At 46.1% G+C, this 17457-nt stretch carries 14 protein-coding genes; 2 read left to right on the forward strand and 12 right to left on the reverse strand.

Going from position 1 to position 17457, the window contains the following annotated elements; translation table 11 throughout:
• Position 1: 1 nt before the first annotated feature.
• From apaG to lptD, 5 genes are all read right to left on the reverse strand, one after another.
• Positions 2-382 carry a Co2+/Mg2+ efflux protein ApaG gene (gene apaG, locus M1D72_RS08740; RefSeq protein ID WP_456296634.1) on the reverse strand — a complete coding sequence of 127 codons (381 nt, stop codon included), beginning with the start codon at positions 380-382 and terminating at the stop codon, positions 2-4.
• Between the two features lie 70 nt (positions 383-452).
• Positions 453-1256, reverse strand: coding sequence for a 16S rRNA (adenine(1518)-N(6)/adenine(1519)-N(6))-dimethyltransferase RsmA (rsmA, locus tag M1D72_RS08745; RefSeq protein WP_390196166.1), 804 nt, complete (start codon positions 1254-1256; stop codon positions 453-455).
• 7 nt (positions 1257-1263) lie between these two features.
• Positions 1264-2259 (reverse strand): 4-hydroxythreonine-4-phosphate dehydrogenase PdxA, encoded by a 996-nt coding sequence (pdxA, locus tag M1D72_RS08750; RefSeq protein WP_456296635.1) that lies wholly within the window; start codon positions 2257-2259, stop codon positions 1264-1266.
• A complete protein-coding gene (surA, locus tag M1D72_RS08755; protein WP_456296636.1) occupies positions 2249-3544 on the reverse strand; it encodes a peptidylprolyl isomerase SurA in 1296 nt (431 codons plus the stop codon). The genes pdxA and surA overlap by 11 nt, the downstream gene beginning before the upstream one ends.
• A 48-nt stretch (positions 3545-3592) precedes the next feature.
• Positions 3593-5926 (reverse strand): LPS assembly protein LptD, encoded by a 2334-nt coding sequence (gene lptD / locus M1D72_RS08760; RefSeq protein WP_390196157.1) that lies wholly within the window; start codon positions 5924-5926, stop codon positions 3593-3595.
• Positions 5927-6075: 149 nt separating this feature from the next.
• On the opposite strand from lptD, the gene djlA reads away from it, so the two are divergent.
• A complete protein-coding gene (djlA, locus tag M1D72_RS08765) occupies positions 6076-6930 on the forward strand; it encodes a co-chaperone DjlA (protein ID WP_456296637.1) in 855 nt (284 codons plus the stop codon).
• A gap of 61 nt (positions 6931-6991) precedes the next feature.
• Here the strand turns inward: djlA and M1D72_RS08770 are convergent, their stop codons facing one another.
• The 6 genes from M1D72_RS08770 to M1D72_RS08795 form a co-directional block, all read right to left on the reverse strand.
• Complete coding sequence (locus M1D72_RS08770) at positions 6992-7381, reverse strand: RidA family protein (RefSeq protein WP_456296638.1); 390 nt, start codon at positions 7379-7381, stop codon at positions 6992-6994.
• Positions 7382-7482: 101 nt separating this feature from the next.
• Complete coding sequence (gene pyrI, locus M1D72_RS08775; protein ID WP_390196148.1) at positions 7483-7944, reverse strand: aspartate carbamoyltransferase regulatory subunit; 462 nt, start codon at positions 7942-7944, stop codon at positions 7483-7485.
• Positions 7945-7958: 14 nt separating this feature from the next.
• Positions 7959-8888 (reverse strand): aspartate carbamoyltransferase, encoded by a 930-nt coding sequence (gene pyrB / locus M1D72_RS08780; protein WP_390196145.1) that lies wholly within the window; start codon positions 8886-8888, stop codon positions 7959-7961.
• A gap of 221 nt (positions 8889-9109) precedes the next feature.
• Positions 9110-10114, reverse strand: a complete 1005-nt coding sequence (gene argF / locus M1D72_RS08785) for an ornithine carbamoyltransferase (protein WP_456296639.1) — start codon at positions 10112-10114, stop codon at positions 9110-9112.
• Between the two features lie 130 nt (positions 10115-10244).
• A complete protein-coding gene (locus tag M1D72_RS08790) occupies positions 10245-10988 on the reverse strand; it encodes a DUF4396 domain-containing protein (RefSeq protein ID WP_456296640.1) in 744 nt (247 codons plus the stop codon).
• Positions 10989-11172: 184 nt separating this feature from the next.
• Positions 11173-12549 (reverse strand): PhoH family protein, encoded by a 1377-nt coding sequence (locus M1D72_RS08795; RefSeq protein ID WP_456296641.1) that lies wholly within the window; start codon positions 12547-12549, stop codon positions 11173-11175.
• 487 nt (positions 12550-13036) lie between these two features.
• Here M1D72_RS08795 and rapA point away from each other — a divergent pair, with 487 nt between their 5' ends.
• Positions 13037-15946, forward strand: a complete 2910-nt coding sequence (rapA, locus tag M1D72_RS08800) for an RNA polymerase-associated protein RapA (protein WP_456296642.1) — start codon at positions 13037-13039, stop codon at positions 15944-15946.
• A gap of 64 nt (positions 15947-16010) precedes the next feature.
• Here rapA and M1D72_RS08805 read toward each other — a convergent pair whose 3' ends face one another.
• Positions 16011-17291, reverse strand: a complete 1281-nt coding sequence (locus tag M1D72_RS08805; protein ID WP_390196131.1) for an NRAMP family divalent metal transporter — start codon at positions 17289-17291, stop codon at positions 16011-16013.
• Positions 17292-17457: the final 166 nt, after the last annotated feature.

The raw sequence follows: 17457 nt of genomic DNA on the forward strand, positions 1-17457 counted from the left end.
ATTAATTTAACACGTTAGGGACGGCTAAGCGAAATGGTTCGATTTCAGCGCTGAAATCTTGACCATTTTCATCCAACAATTGATATTGACCCTGCATGACGCCAACAGGCGTTTCAATTGCGGTACCGCTACTGTAAGTATACTCATCAAAGCCAGGGATATGAGGCTGCTGACCCACGACACCATCACCTTCCACCGTCATCTGTTTGCCATTGGCATCGGTAATTAGCCAACGTCGACTGATAAGCTGTACAGTTTGTGAACTGAGGTTTTTTATGGTGATGATATACGCAAAAACATAGCGCTTGAGCTCTGGGTTAGACTGCTCAGCGATGTATTTGGTATGCACCTGAACTTTAATACACGGGGTTGATGAATCCATAATTACTCCTTTGATGGCGTGCAGAGCAATAAATAAAAGGTCATCGCGAGCGATGACCTTATCGATGTGATTACTGTTTAGCGTCTAGCCAGTTAGCCATCGCGACAAATTGTTGTAACGTAAGACTTTCTGGTCGAACACTTGGATTAATACCCAGTTGTTCTAAGGTCTGTTCATCAAGCAAGCCTTTATAGCAGTTGCGAACGGTTTTTCTGCGCTGGTTAAACCCATCACGGCAAACACGATCAAGCCATTTCAAGCTGGTTGCTGGGTGAGGGAGCTCTTCATAAGGTTCTAAACGAACCACGGCCGAATCCACCTTTGGTGGTGGCACGAATGCCGTTGGTGGCACTTCTAATACAGGTACCACCTTACAATAGTATTGAGCCATAACGGTGAGGCGGCCATAAGCTTTACTGCCAGGGCCTGCAGAAAGGCGGTTTACGACCTCTTTTTGCAGCATAAAGTGCATATCCGCGATCTCTTTATGAAACTCAAAGAGATGGAACATCAGCGGCGTTGAAATGTTGTAAGGCAAGTTACCAAAAATTCGTAACTTATTATTTGGCTTCACCAACTGATTGAAGTCGAAGCGCATCGCATCGCCTTCATGAATCGTCAGCTTATCTGCCAAATCTGGATGATTACGCAGGCGTTCTGCTAAGTCACGGTCAAGTTCAATAACGGTGAATTTATCCGTTTGAGCACCAACAGGCTCAGTTAATGCACCGAGACCAGGGCCAATCTCAACCAGATTTTGACCTGGTCGTGGATTGATGGCAGAGACAATGCCATCAATGATATAAGGGTCGTTTAGAAAGTTTTGACCAAAACGTTTTCGCGCTTTGTGCCCCAAGTGGACATCATTTCTCATAGTGTTCTCAAATCGTTTCGCTTTTTTCGACCAAGTCAACGGCATGGTCTAAGGCTGTTTTGAAGCTCCCTGTATCCGCTGTGCCTTTCCCTGCAAGATCTAGTGCGGTACCGTGGTCAACCGAAGTTCTTATAAAGGGTAGACCAAGAGTGATGTTTACTGAACGTCCAAAACCTTTGTATTTCAATACAGGTAGAACTTGATCATGATACATACCCAGTACTGCGTCGGCTTCTTGAAGGTATTTCTCACTGAAAATCGTGTCAGCCGGAAGAGGGCCAACTAGGTCAATACCATCGCGTTGGCGAATTCTATCTAAAGTTGGCGTGATTGTCTCAATTTCTTCACGTCCAAGTACACCATCTTCACCTGCGTGGGGATTTAAACCGCAAACGTAGATTTTTGGCTTAGCGATGGCGAACTTGTCGACCAAGTCTTGGTGCAGGATCGCGATGATTTTCTCAAGCCTGTCCGCTGTTACCGCTTGTGACACATAAGCGAGAGGAATATGTGTCGTTACTAGTGCAACACGGAGCCCTTGAGTTGCAAGCATCATCACGACCAATGGTGTATTGGATTTCTCGGCAAAAAACTCGGTATGGCCACTAAAAGCCACACCGGCACGATTGATGACACCTTTATGGACTGGGCCAGTCACCACTGCAGCAAACTCGCCATTCATACAACCTAAAGCCGCACGTTCCAGTGTTTGCAGAACATAATGACCATTGAGTTCATTCAGTTCTCCGGCGGTGGCGTCGACTGCCAGAGGAATATGATCGACGACCAATGACCCCGCTTGTTGCGGTGTTGGTGCTTGTTCACTGCAGTAATCGCGAAGCTCGACCTCAATACCTAACTGCTGGGCTCGTTCTGCAAGTAGCTGTTTATCGGCACTGACCACGATTTGATGTGGCCAGTTTTCTTGCGAAAGTGCGAGAACCAAATCAGGCCCAATACCGGCAGGTTCTCCGGCGGTAACGACGATGCGTTTAACTGTCATCTTCGTCGTCCTTGACCACTTCCACGTAGGCACTGGCGCGCAGTTCTTGAATCCATGCACTGGCTTCTTCATTAAACTTACGGCTAAACAAAATGCGATATGCTTTGTTTTTTAATGTAGAATCCGTACGGTCGACTTCGCGGCGATCCAGCACTTCAACAATGTGCCAGCCATGAACCGTTTTAAATGGTTCGCTTATTTGACCGACGGGTAAGGTTTCAACTTGGTGCTTAAATTCAGGCACGTATAAATCTGGAGTTTGATAACCAAGTTCACCATCTTGCGCGGCTGACCCTGGATCTTGACTATATTGATGCGCTAATTCCGCAAACGTCGCTTTCCCGGACTTGATTTGGTCGATGAAGTCGTTGAGCTCTTTCTTGGCCCCGTCATCACTGAGAATCACGGTCGGTTTTATCAAAATATGGCGAGCGTTGACTTCAGTTACTGCGACGGTTTCAAGGCCTTTGACATCTTCGATTTTTAGAATATGAAAGCCGACGCCACTACGGAATGGGCCAATAATGGTGCCTTTATTTTGCATCTGGATTTGATCGGCAAAGATGGTGGGCATCTCTTCTTTACGCATCCAGCCCCAATCCCCACCTTGCATCGCTTTCGGGCCTTTAGAATAGGTATACGCGAGGTTATTAAAGTCCGCCCCTTGGTTCAGTTGATCAACCAATTTTTGTGCTTGCGCTTCAATCGCCGATTTATCATCTCCTTCATTGACGCGCAGTTGAATGTGGCCAATTTTATATTGAACCGTTGAGTCAGACTCTTGAGCCAGTAGGCTGGCCATGTTATCAACTTCGGCCGGCAGGATATTGATACGGCGACGAACTAAGGCATTACGTGCTTCTGAAGCGGCGATCTCATTACGAATCTGCTCACGAAACTCTGTGTAACTCAATCCTTCAGCACTGATCGAAGCTTTAAGCTGATCGAGGCTTTGATTGTTCTTTTGGGCAATATCGTTGATTGCGCGGTTGAGCTGAGCATCATCGATACGTACGCCAATACGCTCAGCTTCTTGCTGCTGAATGGTATCGGTGATCAGTTTCTCGGTGATTTGCTCGCGAAGCACGTCATTGCTTGGTAGGTTTTGACCATTGCTGGCGGCGTTCGCGCGTACTGTTTTTAGCGCAGCATCAATATCGCTTTGCAGAATGACGCCCTTGTTGACGATAACTGCCACGCGGTCCAGTTCTTGAGGCGCTGCTTGCGCAGTGCTTAGGCTGCATACCGAGATCAGAGCGATCAGGGTTTGTTTCCACAACTTCATGTATTGTCCTACTGTTGCAAGCCCACCTTAAAAGCAGGCTGAAATTCATTAGTTATTTAAGATAAACGGACGACCGTAACCGAGCGAGTTTGAGCTCGACATTTCAGTTCCCATATTGGTGCCAAAGCCGATAATACCGAAGTTGATTTGAAAATCATTTTCGTACTCAGGTTCAGAATCTGGGTAATTGGAGAACGCGGGTTCCCACTCTTTTAGACGGTTAGAGTAGCTAAATCCGATATACCAACAGTCAGAGGTATAGCGCACTCCGGCAAGCCATTCCAAATCTTGTTCTGTGGTTAAATCATAAAAATATTGGCCGTTTACGCTCCACTTTGGCGAAATTTGATACGAGCTCAATAAGCCAGCTTGAGAGATACCATCTTCGGTGATGGCATCAAGGTTGAGATCAACGGTTTCCGCGATGTATTCACGAGTCACATAGCGGTAGTTACCTTGGATATAGCCGCCATTAAAGCGGTATTCTAACGTACTATTACCAAATTGGACTTCATTGCTGTCGACATCGTATTGAATACCACCGTGATAAAACAAGAAATCGTCGTAGTTGAAATCTAACTCGACTGCGAGTGCAGAGTAGTTAGAGTCATGTTTATCATCGGTTGGTGCATTGGCATTCTTATACTCTTTATCTAAGTAGAAAATCTGCCCAAATGAGAGTGCAAGGCGCTCTTTATAGGCGCTATCAAAGAAGCGAGTCGAAGCGCCATAACTGAATTGGTTAGCTGGTGCGATGCGATCGACACTGCTGTATCGACGACTGCGGAATAAGCCGTAGTAGTCGGTTTGCAATAGCGTTGTATCATACAGGTAGATGTCGTTTTGCTCTTCCTTTGGTACATACAAATATTGCATTTGTGGCTCAAGTGTTTGGGTGTAGCTATCAAGAACGATAGTGTCGCGCTCAAGCACAATTCCCGCATGAGAGCGAAACTCAGGAATTACACGTGACACATCTTCTTTGAGGTCATAACCATCAAAAATACTTGAGCCCAAATTCACATTGGACAAATCTTGGTGATAGTAGGTTCCGAGAACTCGCGCTTCTGTGGTCCAAGACCCCCAAGTTGTTCCTAATGGAACTTTAAAGCCCGGTTCAATATGAACACGAGTTGCCGAAGGTTTATTTCCGTCATCGGTTTCAAAGCGAGATATCTTACTTTTTACATCAAAGTCGAGATAGCGCATTAATTCCGGCGCGTAGTAGTTGAGATCGACCTGCGGCAGGAGTTGGTATGGGGTATTGCCGCCAGAGGTTAGAATTTGGAAATCACGCGTTTGAATGGACGCATCCCAAGAACTTGAACGATAAGAGGCTTTTACTTCTTGAATCAATTGGCCATCTTCACGATTACCAATACTTGAACCTAAATCGGTAAAATAATCGATGTCGCTGACTTTGGCGTAGTCGATATCAAACTTCCAGACCTGGTCAAAAATCCCTGTGTGTTGGTATTGAACGCCCCAACGTGCGCCTTTGTCTTGATACTTTTCATCATCGGGCAGATATTCTGAAACGATGGAGCCAGTACCAAAATCATTTAAGTAACGGAATTTACTGTTCAGTTGCGCGCCACGCTTATCCATGTATTTCAGCGTCGTTTGCAAATCATAATTAGGCGCTAAGTTCCAATAAACTGGAACCTCCACTTCATAGCCATCACTGGAGCCGTAAGATACGGTTGGGTACAAAAAACCCGTTTTACGTGTATCGCCAATTGGCACAGTGAGAAACGGCAAATAAAACACCGGTACATTTTGAATTTCAAAGCGCGGGTTATAAAACGTGGCTTCTTCTTCATCTTGGTCGACGTCGATGCTGGTCGCCACCATTCGCCAAGAGCTGTCGTTTTCAGGGCAAGAGGTAATGGAACCGTCTTGAATCTCGTACACCGCTTTACCCGTTTTAGATACGTACACCGCTTCTCCACGGCCGGGTTCACAAAGGAACTTATATTTGGTGTTTTCGAGCGTAATTTGCTCAGTAGTTAAATTGTTGGTGGCTTTATCGGAAACGGTTTTAAATTGCCCATCATTAAAATTGACATCGCCTTCAGCCACCACAATGTTATCTTTTTGATGTAAAGTAACGCGATTCGCATTGATGCGTTTTTTCCCTTGGGTGACAACCACATTCCCGTTGTAGACGGCTTTATCGCCGTTTATCGCTTCAAGTGAGTCTGCTTCAACGTTAATCGGTTGCTGAGTCGGGTTTTCGGGTTCGGGCTCATTGATCAAACATTGATCTGTAGTGGGCAGATCCTGCACACTAGCATCTGGCATCGATTCTGCTAGAGTCTGAGGCACAAATAGCGCTGCACTGATTGAAGCGGCTAAAAAGGTGCGGGGAAAACATGACATCGAGTTTTACTATCCTGTTCAACTTGAATGATCCGGTAAAAGAGATGACCGAACGTGATTAAAAACGAGGTCTATCATAAAGGAATTTAACGCTTCCGGCACTATCAGACCACGTTACGATAAAAAAATTCAGACATTGAGAGCACATAATGCAGTTTTTTGGCAAAATTCTTGGCGCCTTTTTTGGCTTCTTATTTGGTGGGCCGCTTGGAGCCGTATTCGGATTTTTTCTTGGACATCAGTTCGATAAAGCGCGTCGCTTGAATCAAGCTGGCTTTCGTACGGGCGGTTTTGGTTCTGGTCCAAGCCAAGCTGAGCGCCAAGAAGAGTTTTTTAAGGCCGCGTTTGCGGTAATGGGGCACGTCGCCAAAGCGAAAGGCCAGGTGACGAAAGAAGAAATTCAATTGGCCAGCGCGATGATGGAGCGTATGAACCTGCATGGCGAGCAACGTCGTGCGGCTCAAGATGCGTTCCGTGACGGAAAAGACGCGGACTTTCCATTAGAAAGTGTGTTGGAAAAAGTGCGTCTTACCACTGGAGGACGTTTTGATCTTTTGCAGTTTTTCTTGGAGTTACAAGTGTCAGCGGCATTTGCAGATGGTGAGCTTCATCCGAGTGAGCGCAATGTGCTGCATAAGATTGCCCGTGGACTGGGTTTCTCTTCTGAACAGCTTGAACAGCGACTGCGTATGCAAGAAGCCGCGTTTCGTTTTCAACGTGGCGGCTCATCGCACTCTGGCCAGCAAGGTGGTCAGTATTCTGGTCAATGGCAGCAAGCAAGCCAAAGCGATCAATTAGCCGATGCTTATGATGTTCTGGGTGTGAGTGAAAGTGCCGATAGCAAAGAAGTGAAGCGTGCTTATCGCAAATTGATGAACGAACACCACCCAGATAAGCTGATGGCGAAAGGGTTACCCCCTGAGATGATGAATGTGGCGAAAGAGAAATCCCAGGAAATTCAAAGCGCTTATGACTTAATTAAAAAGGTCAAAGGGTTTAAATAACCGTCTTCGTCATTCAATAAAAAAGCGAGCTTAGTGCTCGCTTTTTTATTTGCCACGATAATTATTTACGCAGTGCAATCGCTTCGATTTCAATGCCGACATCTTTTGGCAAACGTGCCACTTCCACACAAGAGCGCGCTGGGTAGTTCGCGACATTGTGGTCATCGAAGAATTTGCCATAAACCTCGTTCACCGTACCGAAATCGTTGAGATCTTTAACAAATACCGTCATTTTGATGATGTCTGTAACGCCAAGGCCTGACGATTCAATCACTGCTTTCACGTTATTAAGAGATTGCAGAGCTTGCTGTGCAATATCCGCAGGGACTTCGCCCGTGGTTGGGTTGACAGGAATTTGTCCAGAGGTCATCACCATGTTGCCAATATCAACACCTTGAACGTAAGGGCCAATTGCTGCAGGTGCGGATTCGGTATGAAGCACTTTTGTCATTGTTATATATCCATATGTTGTGGTTGAACGCTGAAAACAGTGTGCCGCGAAAGGATTGAGTCGTAAAGAGTAAATCCGTCACTTCTCGGCGTTGTTACGACTTAGCCTTCGCCCATAACATCTCTGGAGAATACTTTTTCGCAATATTTGCACTTCAAACGAATCTCTTGATGTTTTTCAAATACTCGAAAGCTGCTGTCTACGGGCTCGTTATGGGTAATACAGTTGCTATTTGGGCATCGAAAAACGCCTTGAACTTGCTCTGGTAATTCAAGCGCAAGTTTCTTCACCACTTGATAATCTTCAATTTGATTGACGGTCGCATGTGGCGCATAAAGGGCTAACTTATTCGCTTGCTCTTCATTAATAAATACATTTTCAATCTTAAGAAGGTCTTTACTGCCTAATGCTGATGAGGGCAGGTTTAGCCCGACTGTTACACGTTGCTCAGATTTATCCATCGCAAACAGTTTGAGGACCTTAATGCCGATTTGCGCCGGAATATGGTCAATCACGGTGCCGTTTTTGATTGCTTCGACTTGAAGTTGTGTTTCTTTCGCCATGATAGATTCCTTGCTTACAGTGTTTGGTTGAGAACCAGCGCGAGTAGGGCTTCACGCGCATAAACGCCATTTTCGGCTTGCTCAAAGTAGTAAGCGTGCGGCGTTTTATCAACATCGGTGGTGATTTCATCGACGCGAGGCAGCGGATGGAGAACTTTGAGGTTACGGCGTGCATGTGTTAGTAGCGCAGCATTTAACACATAAGCTGACTTGATATGCGCGTATTCCGACTCATCAAAGCGCTCTTTCTGAACTCGCGTCATGTAAAGGATATCCAATTCAGGAATCACACTTTCCATGTCGGTATGCATGCTGTACTGAATGCCAGCTTCATCTAATTCTTCACACAAATAATCCGGCATCGCTAATGCTTCCGGTGCGATAAAGAAGAAGCGGATATTGTTGAACTTAGCCAACGCTTGAGTGAGCGAGTGTACGGTACGACCGTATTTTAAATCCCCAACAAAGGCCACATTGAGATCATCAAGGCGTCCTTGAGTTTCTGAAATCGTAAACAGATCAAGCAAGGTTTGTGTTGGATGCTGGTTGGCGCCATCGCCCGCATTAATCACTGGGGTTTGGTTAGAAAACTCAGAGGCTAAGCGTGCTGCCCCTTCTTGGGGGTGGCGCATCACGAACGCATCAACGTAAGAAGAGATGACACGAACCGAGTCGGCAAGGGTTTCCCCTTTATTGGCTAGGGATGTATTACCGCCGCTATCAAAGCCGATAACGTCGCCGCCGATGCCTTGAATCGCCGTTTCAAAAGAGAGGCGAGTTCGCGTTGAAGGCTCAAAAAAACAACTCGCAATCACTTTGTTTTTAATTAAATTAGGATTGGGATTCGCTTTAAGTTCCCCGGCGGTATTTACGATCAACTCCAGCTCTTGGCGAGAGAGTTCTGGTATCGAGATAATGTGCTTATGATAAAGCGTGTTGGTCATAATCTTCTTCCCTTCAGGTAATAAAAAAGCCTCCCATAACGGGAGGCTTTAACATTTTTGAGCAATAGAAAAAAAGCAGCCGTGTAAGCTTACAGACAGCTTACCGAACGTGTGTCGCAGTGCAGCCATGAGACTCGGTGTCATTTCATATCCCTCAGACAAATTGCCGAGCATTATACGCCTGCAAACGATTACCTCAAGGTTTTTATCAGCAAAATCGCTTAATTTCCTAGCGTGGCAACCATCACGGCTTTGATGGTATGCATGCGGTTTTCTGCTTCGTCAAAAACAATAGAATAATCAGACTCAAACACTTCTTCGGTCACTTCCAGACCTTTCATACCATATTTTTGAGCCACCTCTTTGCCTACGGTGGTTTCATCGTTGTGGAATGCGGGTAAGCAGTGCATGAATTTTACATCTGGATTCCCTGTGAGCTTAATGACTGACATGTTGACTTGGTAAGGCGTCAACTGCGCGACACGTTGATCCCACGCTTCTGGTGCTTCCCCCATGGAAACCCACACATCGGTATATAAGAAATCACAATCTTTCACGCCTTCTTCAACCGATTCCGTAAGGGTGATATGTGCTCCACTTTTTTCCGCCAGAGCCTGGCATTGCTTAACCAAAGATTCATCTGGCCAAAAAGCCTTAGGGGCGACTAAGCGAATGTCGACACCCATAATTGCGGCACCAACTAATAGCGAGTTACCCATGTTGTTGCGTGCATCGCCTAAGTACGCAAGCTTGAGTTGTTTTAGCGATTTTCCGTGGCTATGCTCAAGCATGGTTAGGAAATCAGCAAGGATTTGTGTTGGGTGGTACTCATCCGTGAGGCCGTTCCATACCGGAACGCCCGCATAGGTGCCGAGCTCTTCAACAATCTCTTGACCATACCCACGGTACTCAATGCCATCGTACATGCGACCAAGCACGCGAGCTGTGTCTTTCATTGACTCTTTATGGCCGATTTGCGAACCGGAAGGGCCGATGTAAGAAACCTGAGCACCTTGATCAAAGGCCGCTACTTCAAACGCACAGCGCGTACGTGTTGATGACTTTTCAAAGATCAGAGCGATGTTCTTACCCACTAAGCTCTTTTGCTCATTCCCCGCGTATTTGGCTTTTTTTAACTCGGCCGCCAAATCGAGCAGAAACTGAATTTCCTTAGCGGAAAAATCAAGCAGCTTGAGGAAGTTCCGGTTCCGTAGATTAAACGCCATAGTTATGATCCTTTTTAGTAATCTTTTGTATAGCGTCAGTTAAACATAACTACCCATGTTTTGTGAATATTTATTTTTAATTGGAGCGATATTCGCCTTATTTATTGCAAAGTTGTGATTATAAATGCGTTTACATCGCTTCTTTTATTCCCTGACGAATGAGCACATAGTTGACCGGGATCGCCGTTACTAATCCACACAGCATCGCCAGTTGCATCATCCACCAAAAGCTGACGGAAGTGACTTGTAGAGGGGTATTGAGCACCTGTGCAAAAAGATAGAAATGGGCGAACGCCATAAACCCATACATACCAACTTGCCAAGCCGTCAACGAAAGAAAGTCGGCTTTGAGTGCCTCAAAGATCGCTTGGCGGCGACTGATATCTCGCATCGGTTTAATCGCAAGGTATTGAAAGATAATGCCCAAGGCAAATGCGATAATGAAGTCTAATCCCCAGACCGCAAAAATCTTATCGGCAAATAACCAGTGCCAACCAAATAAGATTGCGAGAGAAGGGAGCAGGAAAGCAAGGCTTTCAGCAATGATATCACCTAATGTACAGCCACTGCCGCAGTGTAGCGCTCCCTTGATAACTTGCACCAATGACGGGTTAGAATCATGTTGATGTTGATGTTGATGTTGATGTTGATGTTGATGTTGATGTTGATGTTGATGTTCTGGATTCGCACGACCGTAGCGAAAATAGAACCAAGCTAATAGCAAATGACCAAACAACGCACACAGGGGCCATACCCAGTTCATAATTTTCATCGGTTGCGGGCGTTGGCGAATATCTCTGATGATGATGAGGCTAGAGGTTAAGCCAAGAAGAATCGATATCCATGCAATCACGGTGACCCAAGTCGGTATCATAAGCGCTCCTAAAGCATTAGCGTAAGTGAGACGATGACCTAAATTTCATTGCAACAATTTGAAACAAAAAGTGCAAGTCATGCTATGAGGGAGTATTGCTGATGAGACAAAGAGTGTATGCGATGAGGGGATTGAGACGGAATGCGGAAACTCTACAGTAAAGAGCTTCCGCATCGTATAAAGGCTAGAGGTTTTCTTCTGCAAACTCGGCCAAACGACTGCGCACCACACCGTTTAAGTGAATGTTGGCGCTGCCTTCAAAGTTCTTAAAGCGTTCAACCATGTACGTTAAACCGGAAGTGACTGGCGTTAGATAGTGGGAATCAATCTGCGCTAGGTTACCTGAGCAGACAATTTTTGTTCCTTCACCACAGCGAGTGATGATTGTTTTGATCTGTGAAGCGGTTAAGTTTTGACACTCATCTAGCAGCACGAATGCATTTTGAATCGAACGTCCACGCATAAAGTTAATCGATTTGAACTGAATATTGGCTTTGTCACAGATGTATTTCATCGAGCCTTCAGTACAGTGATCATTTTTATGCAGCGCTTCGAGTGTATCCGTGACCGCGGCAAGCCAAGGCATCATTTTCTCTTCTTCCGAACCAGGTAAGAAGCCGATCGACTCACCGATGTCAGGAGTGTTACGGGTGACGATGATTTTATCAAACTGATTCTTTTCGATGGTTTGTTCAAGCGCGGCTGCCATCGCAAGCAATGTTTTACCGCTTCCTGCTGCACCGGTCAGAATGACCAGGTCTATGTCGGGGTCAAGCAAGGCATCGAGCGCCATGGCTTGGTAGACATTTTTGGGTGAAATATCCCAAGCATGGCGATGCATCATGTGCTCACGGCTGAGATCACGAATCGTAATTTCCTCTGGCGTTATATCTTCAACACGTCCGGCAAAATCGCTCTCTTCATCAATCACATATTGGTTGATATAAGTGGGTTCAAACGGTTCTCGCGCTAAGGTATGGTAGGTTTTTCCGGCGTAGTTTTGGGTGTGGACTTCACTAATGTTGCTCCAGAAATCGCCTTCAATCTGCTGGAAACCTTTGGTTAAGTACTGAACATCATCAATCAATTGGTCGGTACGGTAGTCTTCAACAAAGCGGACACCGGCTCCTTTTGCCCGTAATCGCATGTTGATGTCTTTGGTGATCAAGACCACTTCACGGGGAGCTCGTTTGTTTTGTAAGTAGAGTACGGCGTTAAGTATACGGTTATCACCTGCTTTATCGGCAAAGGCTTTAACGGTTTCTTGCAGTTCAAAATCGGCGAGGATGGAAATATGTCCTGTGGCCATGCCATCTTTGGAAAAAGGTATGCCTTCGGATATCTGATCTGGGGTTGCTTCGCGGAATAAATCTTCCAGTGCTCGAATCGCGACTCGCGCATCCCGTGCGACGTCACGTTTACTGTCTTTGATTCGGTCAAGCTCTTCTAGGACGGTCATGGGAATGACCACATCGTGTTCTTGGAAGGAGTAAATGGCAAGAGGTTCGTGAAGCAGAATATTTGTGTCGAGCACAAACAGTTTCCGATCGGTATCGCCCATAAGCGTCTCCTTGCCGCAATGCGGCATGCTTAGCAATAGATGTTTGCGCAGGGCAGATTACTTTCGCTCAGCGGACTAGCAGAAGTAATCAATGACAAGCTGCAAACCCGTATGGTTCCGTTTTTGAATAAGCATAACTTGTGCCATTCAGCTTATGTCTGATGCTAAAAATCCTTAGCCTGTGACATAAAACCAAGTTACTTAGGCGTCCTATTCAATGTTGAGTATATGCAAATTTGACTACACTCAAGATTAGATTTGCCATTGAATTATGACATTTTGAAGTCACACAAAAGGACGAAAAAAAATCCTGGCTTTTAAGGTGTTTGTTCGTGACCTGTATCACGGCTTGCAGTAATATTATCGACCTTTTTTCTCAGCCAGATATAACGCTAAATTCATAGATTTGTGACTTTTTTCTGGTAGCAGAAGCTTTAAGATAGCAACACGCTTAATTTCCAATTGATATAGGTGAGGTAGTCGATTCATGACATTTGCTTTGGGGCAACGCTGGATCAGCGATACGGAAAGTGATTTGGGATTAGGGACGGTCGTCGCGCTTGATGGGCGTACGGTCACTCTAATGTTTGCAGCATCAGAAGAGAACCGAGTCTACGCTCGTCATGATGCGCCAGTGACCCGAGTGACTTTTAATGTCGGTGATGAAGTGGAGAGTCAACAAGGCTGGTTTCTGACTGTCGAACAGGTAGTCGAAGACAGTGGCGTCGTCACCTATGTGGGGACTCGTTCCGACACCGAACAACAAGGGGTTGAGCTACGTGAGATTATGCTCAGCCATCAAATTCGCTTTAACAAACCTCAAGATAAGCTGTTTGCTGGTCAAATTGACCGCATGGATAACTTTGTGCTGCGTTATCGCGCATTAACCAATCAGTATCAGCAGCATCGTAGCCCAATGCGTGGCTTGTGTGGTATGCGTGCTGGTTTGATTCCTCACCAGCTGTTCATTGCCCATGAAGTGGGCCGCCGTCATGCACCACGTGTTTTACTGGCCGATGAAGTCGGGCTGGGGAAAACCATTGAAGCCGGCATGATTATTCACCAGCAAGTGTTGTCTGGGCGTGCTGAGCGAATATTGATTGTGGTTCCTGAGACCTTACAGCATCAATGGCTGGTTGAAATGCTCCGGCGTTTTAATTTGCACTTCTCTATCTTTGATGAGGAACGTTGTGTCGAGAGCGTTGCTGAAGGGGAAAACCCATTTGAAACTCAGCAATATGTTCTATGTTCACTCAATTTCTTGCGTAAAAGCCGCGAACGCTACCAACAAGCTTTGGATGCGGAGTGGGATTTACTGGTGGTCGATGAAGCTCATCACCTTGAATGGAGCCAGGATAACCCAAGTCGTGAATATCAAGTTATAGAAGGGCTGGCCAACAGCGCTCCCGGCGTTTTACTTCTGACCGCAACCCCAGAGCAGCTTGGTCGCGAAAGTCACTTTGCGCGCCTGCGGTTGCTCGACCCTGATCGTTTCTATGACTATCACGCGTTTGTCGAAGAAGAGCAGCAGTATGAACCGGTGGCTGACGCCGTTGCTGCACTCTTTTCGGGCGAAGAGCTTCAAAATGACGCAAAAAATAAGATAACCGAACTACTTTCAGAACAAGATGTAGAACCTTTGTACCGGATTCTTAGTGGCGAAGTGAGTGACGAAGAAAAAGCTCAAGCGCGCCAAGAGTTGATCGATAACTTGATGGACCGCCATGGAACTGGACGCGTCTTGTTCCGTAATACTCGAGCGGCAGTGCAAGGTTTTCCTCAGCGTCATGTTCACTTGCTACCGATGGAGATTCCATCTCAGTACACTACTTCAATGCGTGTCGCGAACATGATTGGTGGCAAAATTAGCCAGGAAGCTCGTGCGGTGAAAAACCTCTATCCAGAGGAGATTTTCCAAGAGTTTGAAGGGGAAGAAACCAGCTGGTGGCAATTTGATCCTCGAGTGAATTGGCTTTTGGATAAGATTACCGAAAAGCGCAGCGAAAAAATCTTGGTCATTGCTTCGCGCGCTAGTACGGCTTTGCAGCTTGAGCAAGCGTTACGTGAGCGAGAAGGCATTCGGGCGACCGTTTTCCATGAAGGCATGTCGATTTTAGAACGTGATAAAGCGGCGGCGTATTTCGCTCAAGAAGAGGGCGGTGCTCAAGTTCTGATTTGTAGTGAAATTGGGTCTGAAGGACGTAACTTCCAGTTTGCGAATCAGCTGGTGATGTTCGATTTACCATTCAACCCTGATCTTTTAGAACAGCGAATTGGACGCTTGGACCGTATTGGACAAGCGCGTGATATCGAAGTGTATGTTCCTTATCTTGAGGGGACCTCACAAAGTATCTTAGCTCGCTGGTTTAATGAGGGCTTAAATGCATTTGCAGAAACTTGCCCAACAGGCCGCACGGTCTATGACCAGTTTGATACAACGCTGATTGAAATGCTGGCGACAGGGAATACTGAAGCGCTGGATGATGTGATTGAACAATCTTCGAAACTGAATAAATCATTAAAAGCACAACTTGAGCAAGGGCGTGATCGCCTGCTGGAAATGCACTCAAATGGCGGTGAGCGAGCCCACGAGATTGTTGAGCGTATCGCCGCAACCGATGGCGATACCAATCTAGTGACTTTTGCGCTGAGCCTGTTTGATACCATTGGTCTAAACCAAGATGACAAAGGCGATAATGCTCTGGTCGTCACGCCGTCAGAACATATGATGGTACCAAGTTATCCGGGCTTACCGTATGAAGGGGCAACCATCACCTTTGAACGCAGCACCGCGCTCGCACGAGAAGATATTCACTTTATCAGTTGGGAACATCCAATGATTCAAGGTGGTATTGATCTTCTGATGAGTGAAGGTGTGGGCACTTCCGCGGTATCGCTGTTAAAAAATAAAGCGCTGCCCGTGGGCACTGTCCTTCTTGAATTGGTATTTGTGGTTGATGCACAAGCGCCAAAAAGCAGTGGTATTAGCCGTTTCCTTCCACCGACACCGATTCGCCTTCTGCTTGATCAGAAAGGGAACGATCTGTCGCATCAAGTCGAGTTTGATGGTTTTAACCGTCAATTGAGTCCTGTTAATCGTCATCTGGCGAGTAAACTTGTCACCTCTGTTCAGCCTCAGTTGCACCATCTGATTGAGGTCGGTGAAGGGTTAATTGAAGCCAAAGTTGATGAGGTGAGACAGCAAGCGCAGCGTGATATGCATAGCCGCCTCAATGCCGAGCTTGAACGTTTACAAGCATTAAAAGCAGTTAACCCAAACATCCGTGATGAAGAAATTGAAAGCCTTGACGAGCAAATTACCACGCTTAATGGTTACATTTCTCGTGCTCAGTATCAGCTTGATTCGTTACGCGTCATCGTCGTATCGCATAACTAAACCTACTTTCCAGATATGCAAAAGGCCTTCATTTGAAGGCCTTTTTTGTCGATGTCATGTGCAATTACATGATCCACTTCCACCAAACAAACAGCGCTAGGAAGCCAAAGAGATAAATCAGACCAATAACGGAAAGAAGCTTCAGCTTGTTCCCTACAGCCAAGGCTTTAGGGAGTGGTGTTTTGGTGACCAAAATAAAGTTAAGCAAGGCAAAGAACGGCGTAGTGACAAACGCAAGTACCATCGCGAAGTTCAACATGGGTAGTAGAGCTGATGCCCAAAATACGATAATGCCAAGCGCGAGTGCTGAGATGAACCACATCCAATTTTGGGTTGTTTTAGGGTTCATTTCCGGTTGGTTACGCAGCAAACGCTGAGATTCAGACACGACACGAGCATAGCCATCAATCACCGTAATGGTACTGCCAAAAATACAGAAAAATGCAATGACAGCAATAAGGTAGCGTGACCACTCACCAATCGTCGATGCGTACATACCCACTAACTGATGTGAAAATCCAATCCCTGATTTAGACAGTTCAACACCAGAACCGTGCAGAACCAACGCACCTAATGACAGGAATACAATCGCCAGTAGCGCAGTGCCAATGTAGCCAACATTAAAGTCAAACAAAGCAGAACGTGCGGTGACCGCTTGATGTGAACTCTGGCTCTTGAGCCACATTGAGGTCAGGCTTGAAATTTCAATGGGTGCAGGCATCCACCCCATGGTGACGACGATAAAGCCGATCGCAGCGATGGTCCATGGCGAAGGTTCTTCTACTGCAGCCGATGCCACTGGTTGAGCATCGCTTGAAAAGGCAACCATTACCGCGCTAAGTGTCGCGATGGTTAATACAGCCATGATGATTTTTGACAGTGAATCGAGGGCTTTGTAGTGACCGGCAAATAAAATGACTAAGCAGGTAACCAGCACAATCGCACTCAGGGCACTCATTGAGAGATCAAATGGAATAAAGTAGCCCAGTAGACTTGCACTAAATAGCGCCAGTGCTGCGGTATTTACCACAGCTGAAATACTGGCCAGAGCCATGAAAACCCACAGGTAAGGACGGCCAAGTTTTGAGTAGCCTTCAACTAAACTTTGCCCGGTTCCCATCGTGTATTGAACACCAGCTCGAAAAAACGGATATTTAAAAAGGTTTACGAGCAAAATGAGCGCAGCAAGTTGCCAACCATAAATGGCACCCGCTTTAGTCGATGCGACGAGGTGTGAGCCACCTACCGCGGCAGCCGCGGTCATGACGCCGGGGCCTAAAGACTTGATCAATTGTGACAAGGGAGCTCGCTCTTCGGCGGGCCGGTACTCGGCAGCATTCTCCATGGGTTAATCCTTATACGTGTGCTTGCTTATTGTTTTATAGTTTTTTGTCAATAGATGGTATGGATATCACGTATGACTTTTGTGTCAAACTAAATTTACATTTTTTTCAGAAATAGCAGTTTTAGATTGACAATTAGCCATTCGAGCTTGAAAGGACTCTGGTATA

The sequence above is a fragment of the Vibrio sp. AK197 genome, from assembly GCF_053903115.1.

Excerpts from the sequence above, each read along its gene's own strand:
- apaG (WP_456296634.1), bottom strand. The coding sequence starts at position 382 with ATGGATTCATCAACCCCGTGTATTAAAGTTCAGGTGCATACCAAATAC.
- rsmA (WP_390196166.1), bottom strand. The coding sequence starts at position 1,256 with ATGAGAAATGATGTCCACTTGGGGCACAAAGCGCGAAAACGTTTTGGT.
- pdxA (WP_456296635.1), bottom strand. The coding sequence starts at position 2,259 with ATGACAGTTAAACGCATCGTCGTTACCGCCGGAGAACCTGCCGGTATT.
- surA (WP_456296636.1), bottom strand. The coding sequence starts at position 3,544 with ATGAAGTTGTGGAAACAAACCCTGATCGCTCTGATCTCGGTATGCAGC.
- lptD (WP_390196157.1), bottom strand. The coding sequence starts at position 5,926 with ATGTCATGTTTTCCCCGCACCTTTTTAGCCGCTTCAATCAGTGCAGCG.
- djlA (WP_456296637.1), top strand. The coding sequence starts at position 6,076 with ATGCAGTTTTTTGGCAAAATTCTTGGCGCCTTTTTTGGCTTCTTATTT.
- M1D72_RS08770 (WP_456296638.1), bottom strand. The coding sequence starts at position 7,381 with ATGACAAAAGTGCTTCATACCGAATCCGCACCTGCAGCAATTGGCCCT.
- pyrI (WP_390196148.1), bottom strand. The coding sequence starts at position 7,944 with ATGGCGAAAGAAACACAACTTCAAGTCGAAGCAATCAAAAACGGCACC.
- pyrB (WP_390196145.1), bottom strand. The coding sequence starts at position 8,888 with ATGACCAACACGCTTTATCATAAGCACATTATCTCGATACCAGAACTC.
- argF (WP_456296639.1), bottom strand. The coding sequence starts at position 10,114 with ATGGCGTTTAATCTACGGAACCGGAACTTCCTCAAGCTGCTTGATTTT.
- M1D72_RS08790 (WP_456296640.1), bottom strand. The coding sequence starts at position 10,988 with ATGATACCGACTTGGGTCACCGTGATTGCATGGATATCGATTCTTCTT.
- M1D72_RS08795 (WP_456296641.1), bottom strand. The coding sequence starts at position 12,549 with ATGGGCGATACCGATCGGAAACTGTTTGTGCTCGACACAAATATTCTG.
- rapA (WP_456296642.1), top strand. The coding sequence starts at position 13,037 with ATGACATTTGCTTTGGGGCAACGCTGGATCAGCGATACGGAAAGTGAT.
- M1D72_RS08805 (WP_390196131.1), bottom strand. The coding sequence starts at position 17,291 with ATGGAGAATGCTGCCGAGTACCGGCCCGCCGAAGAGCGAGCTCCCTTG.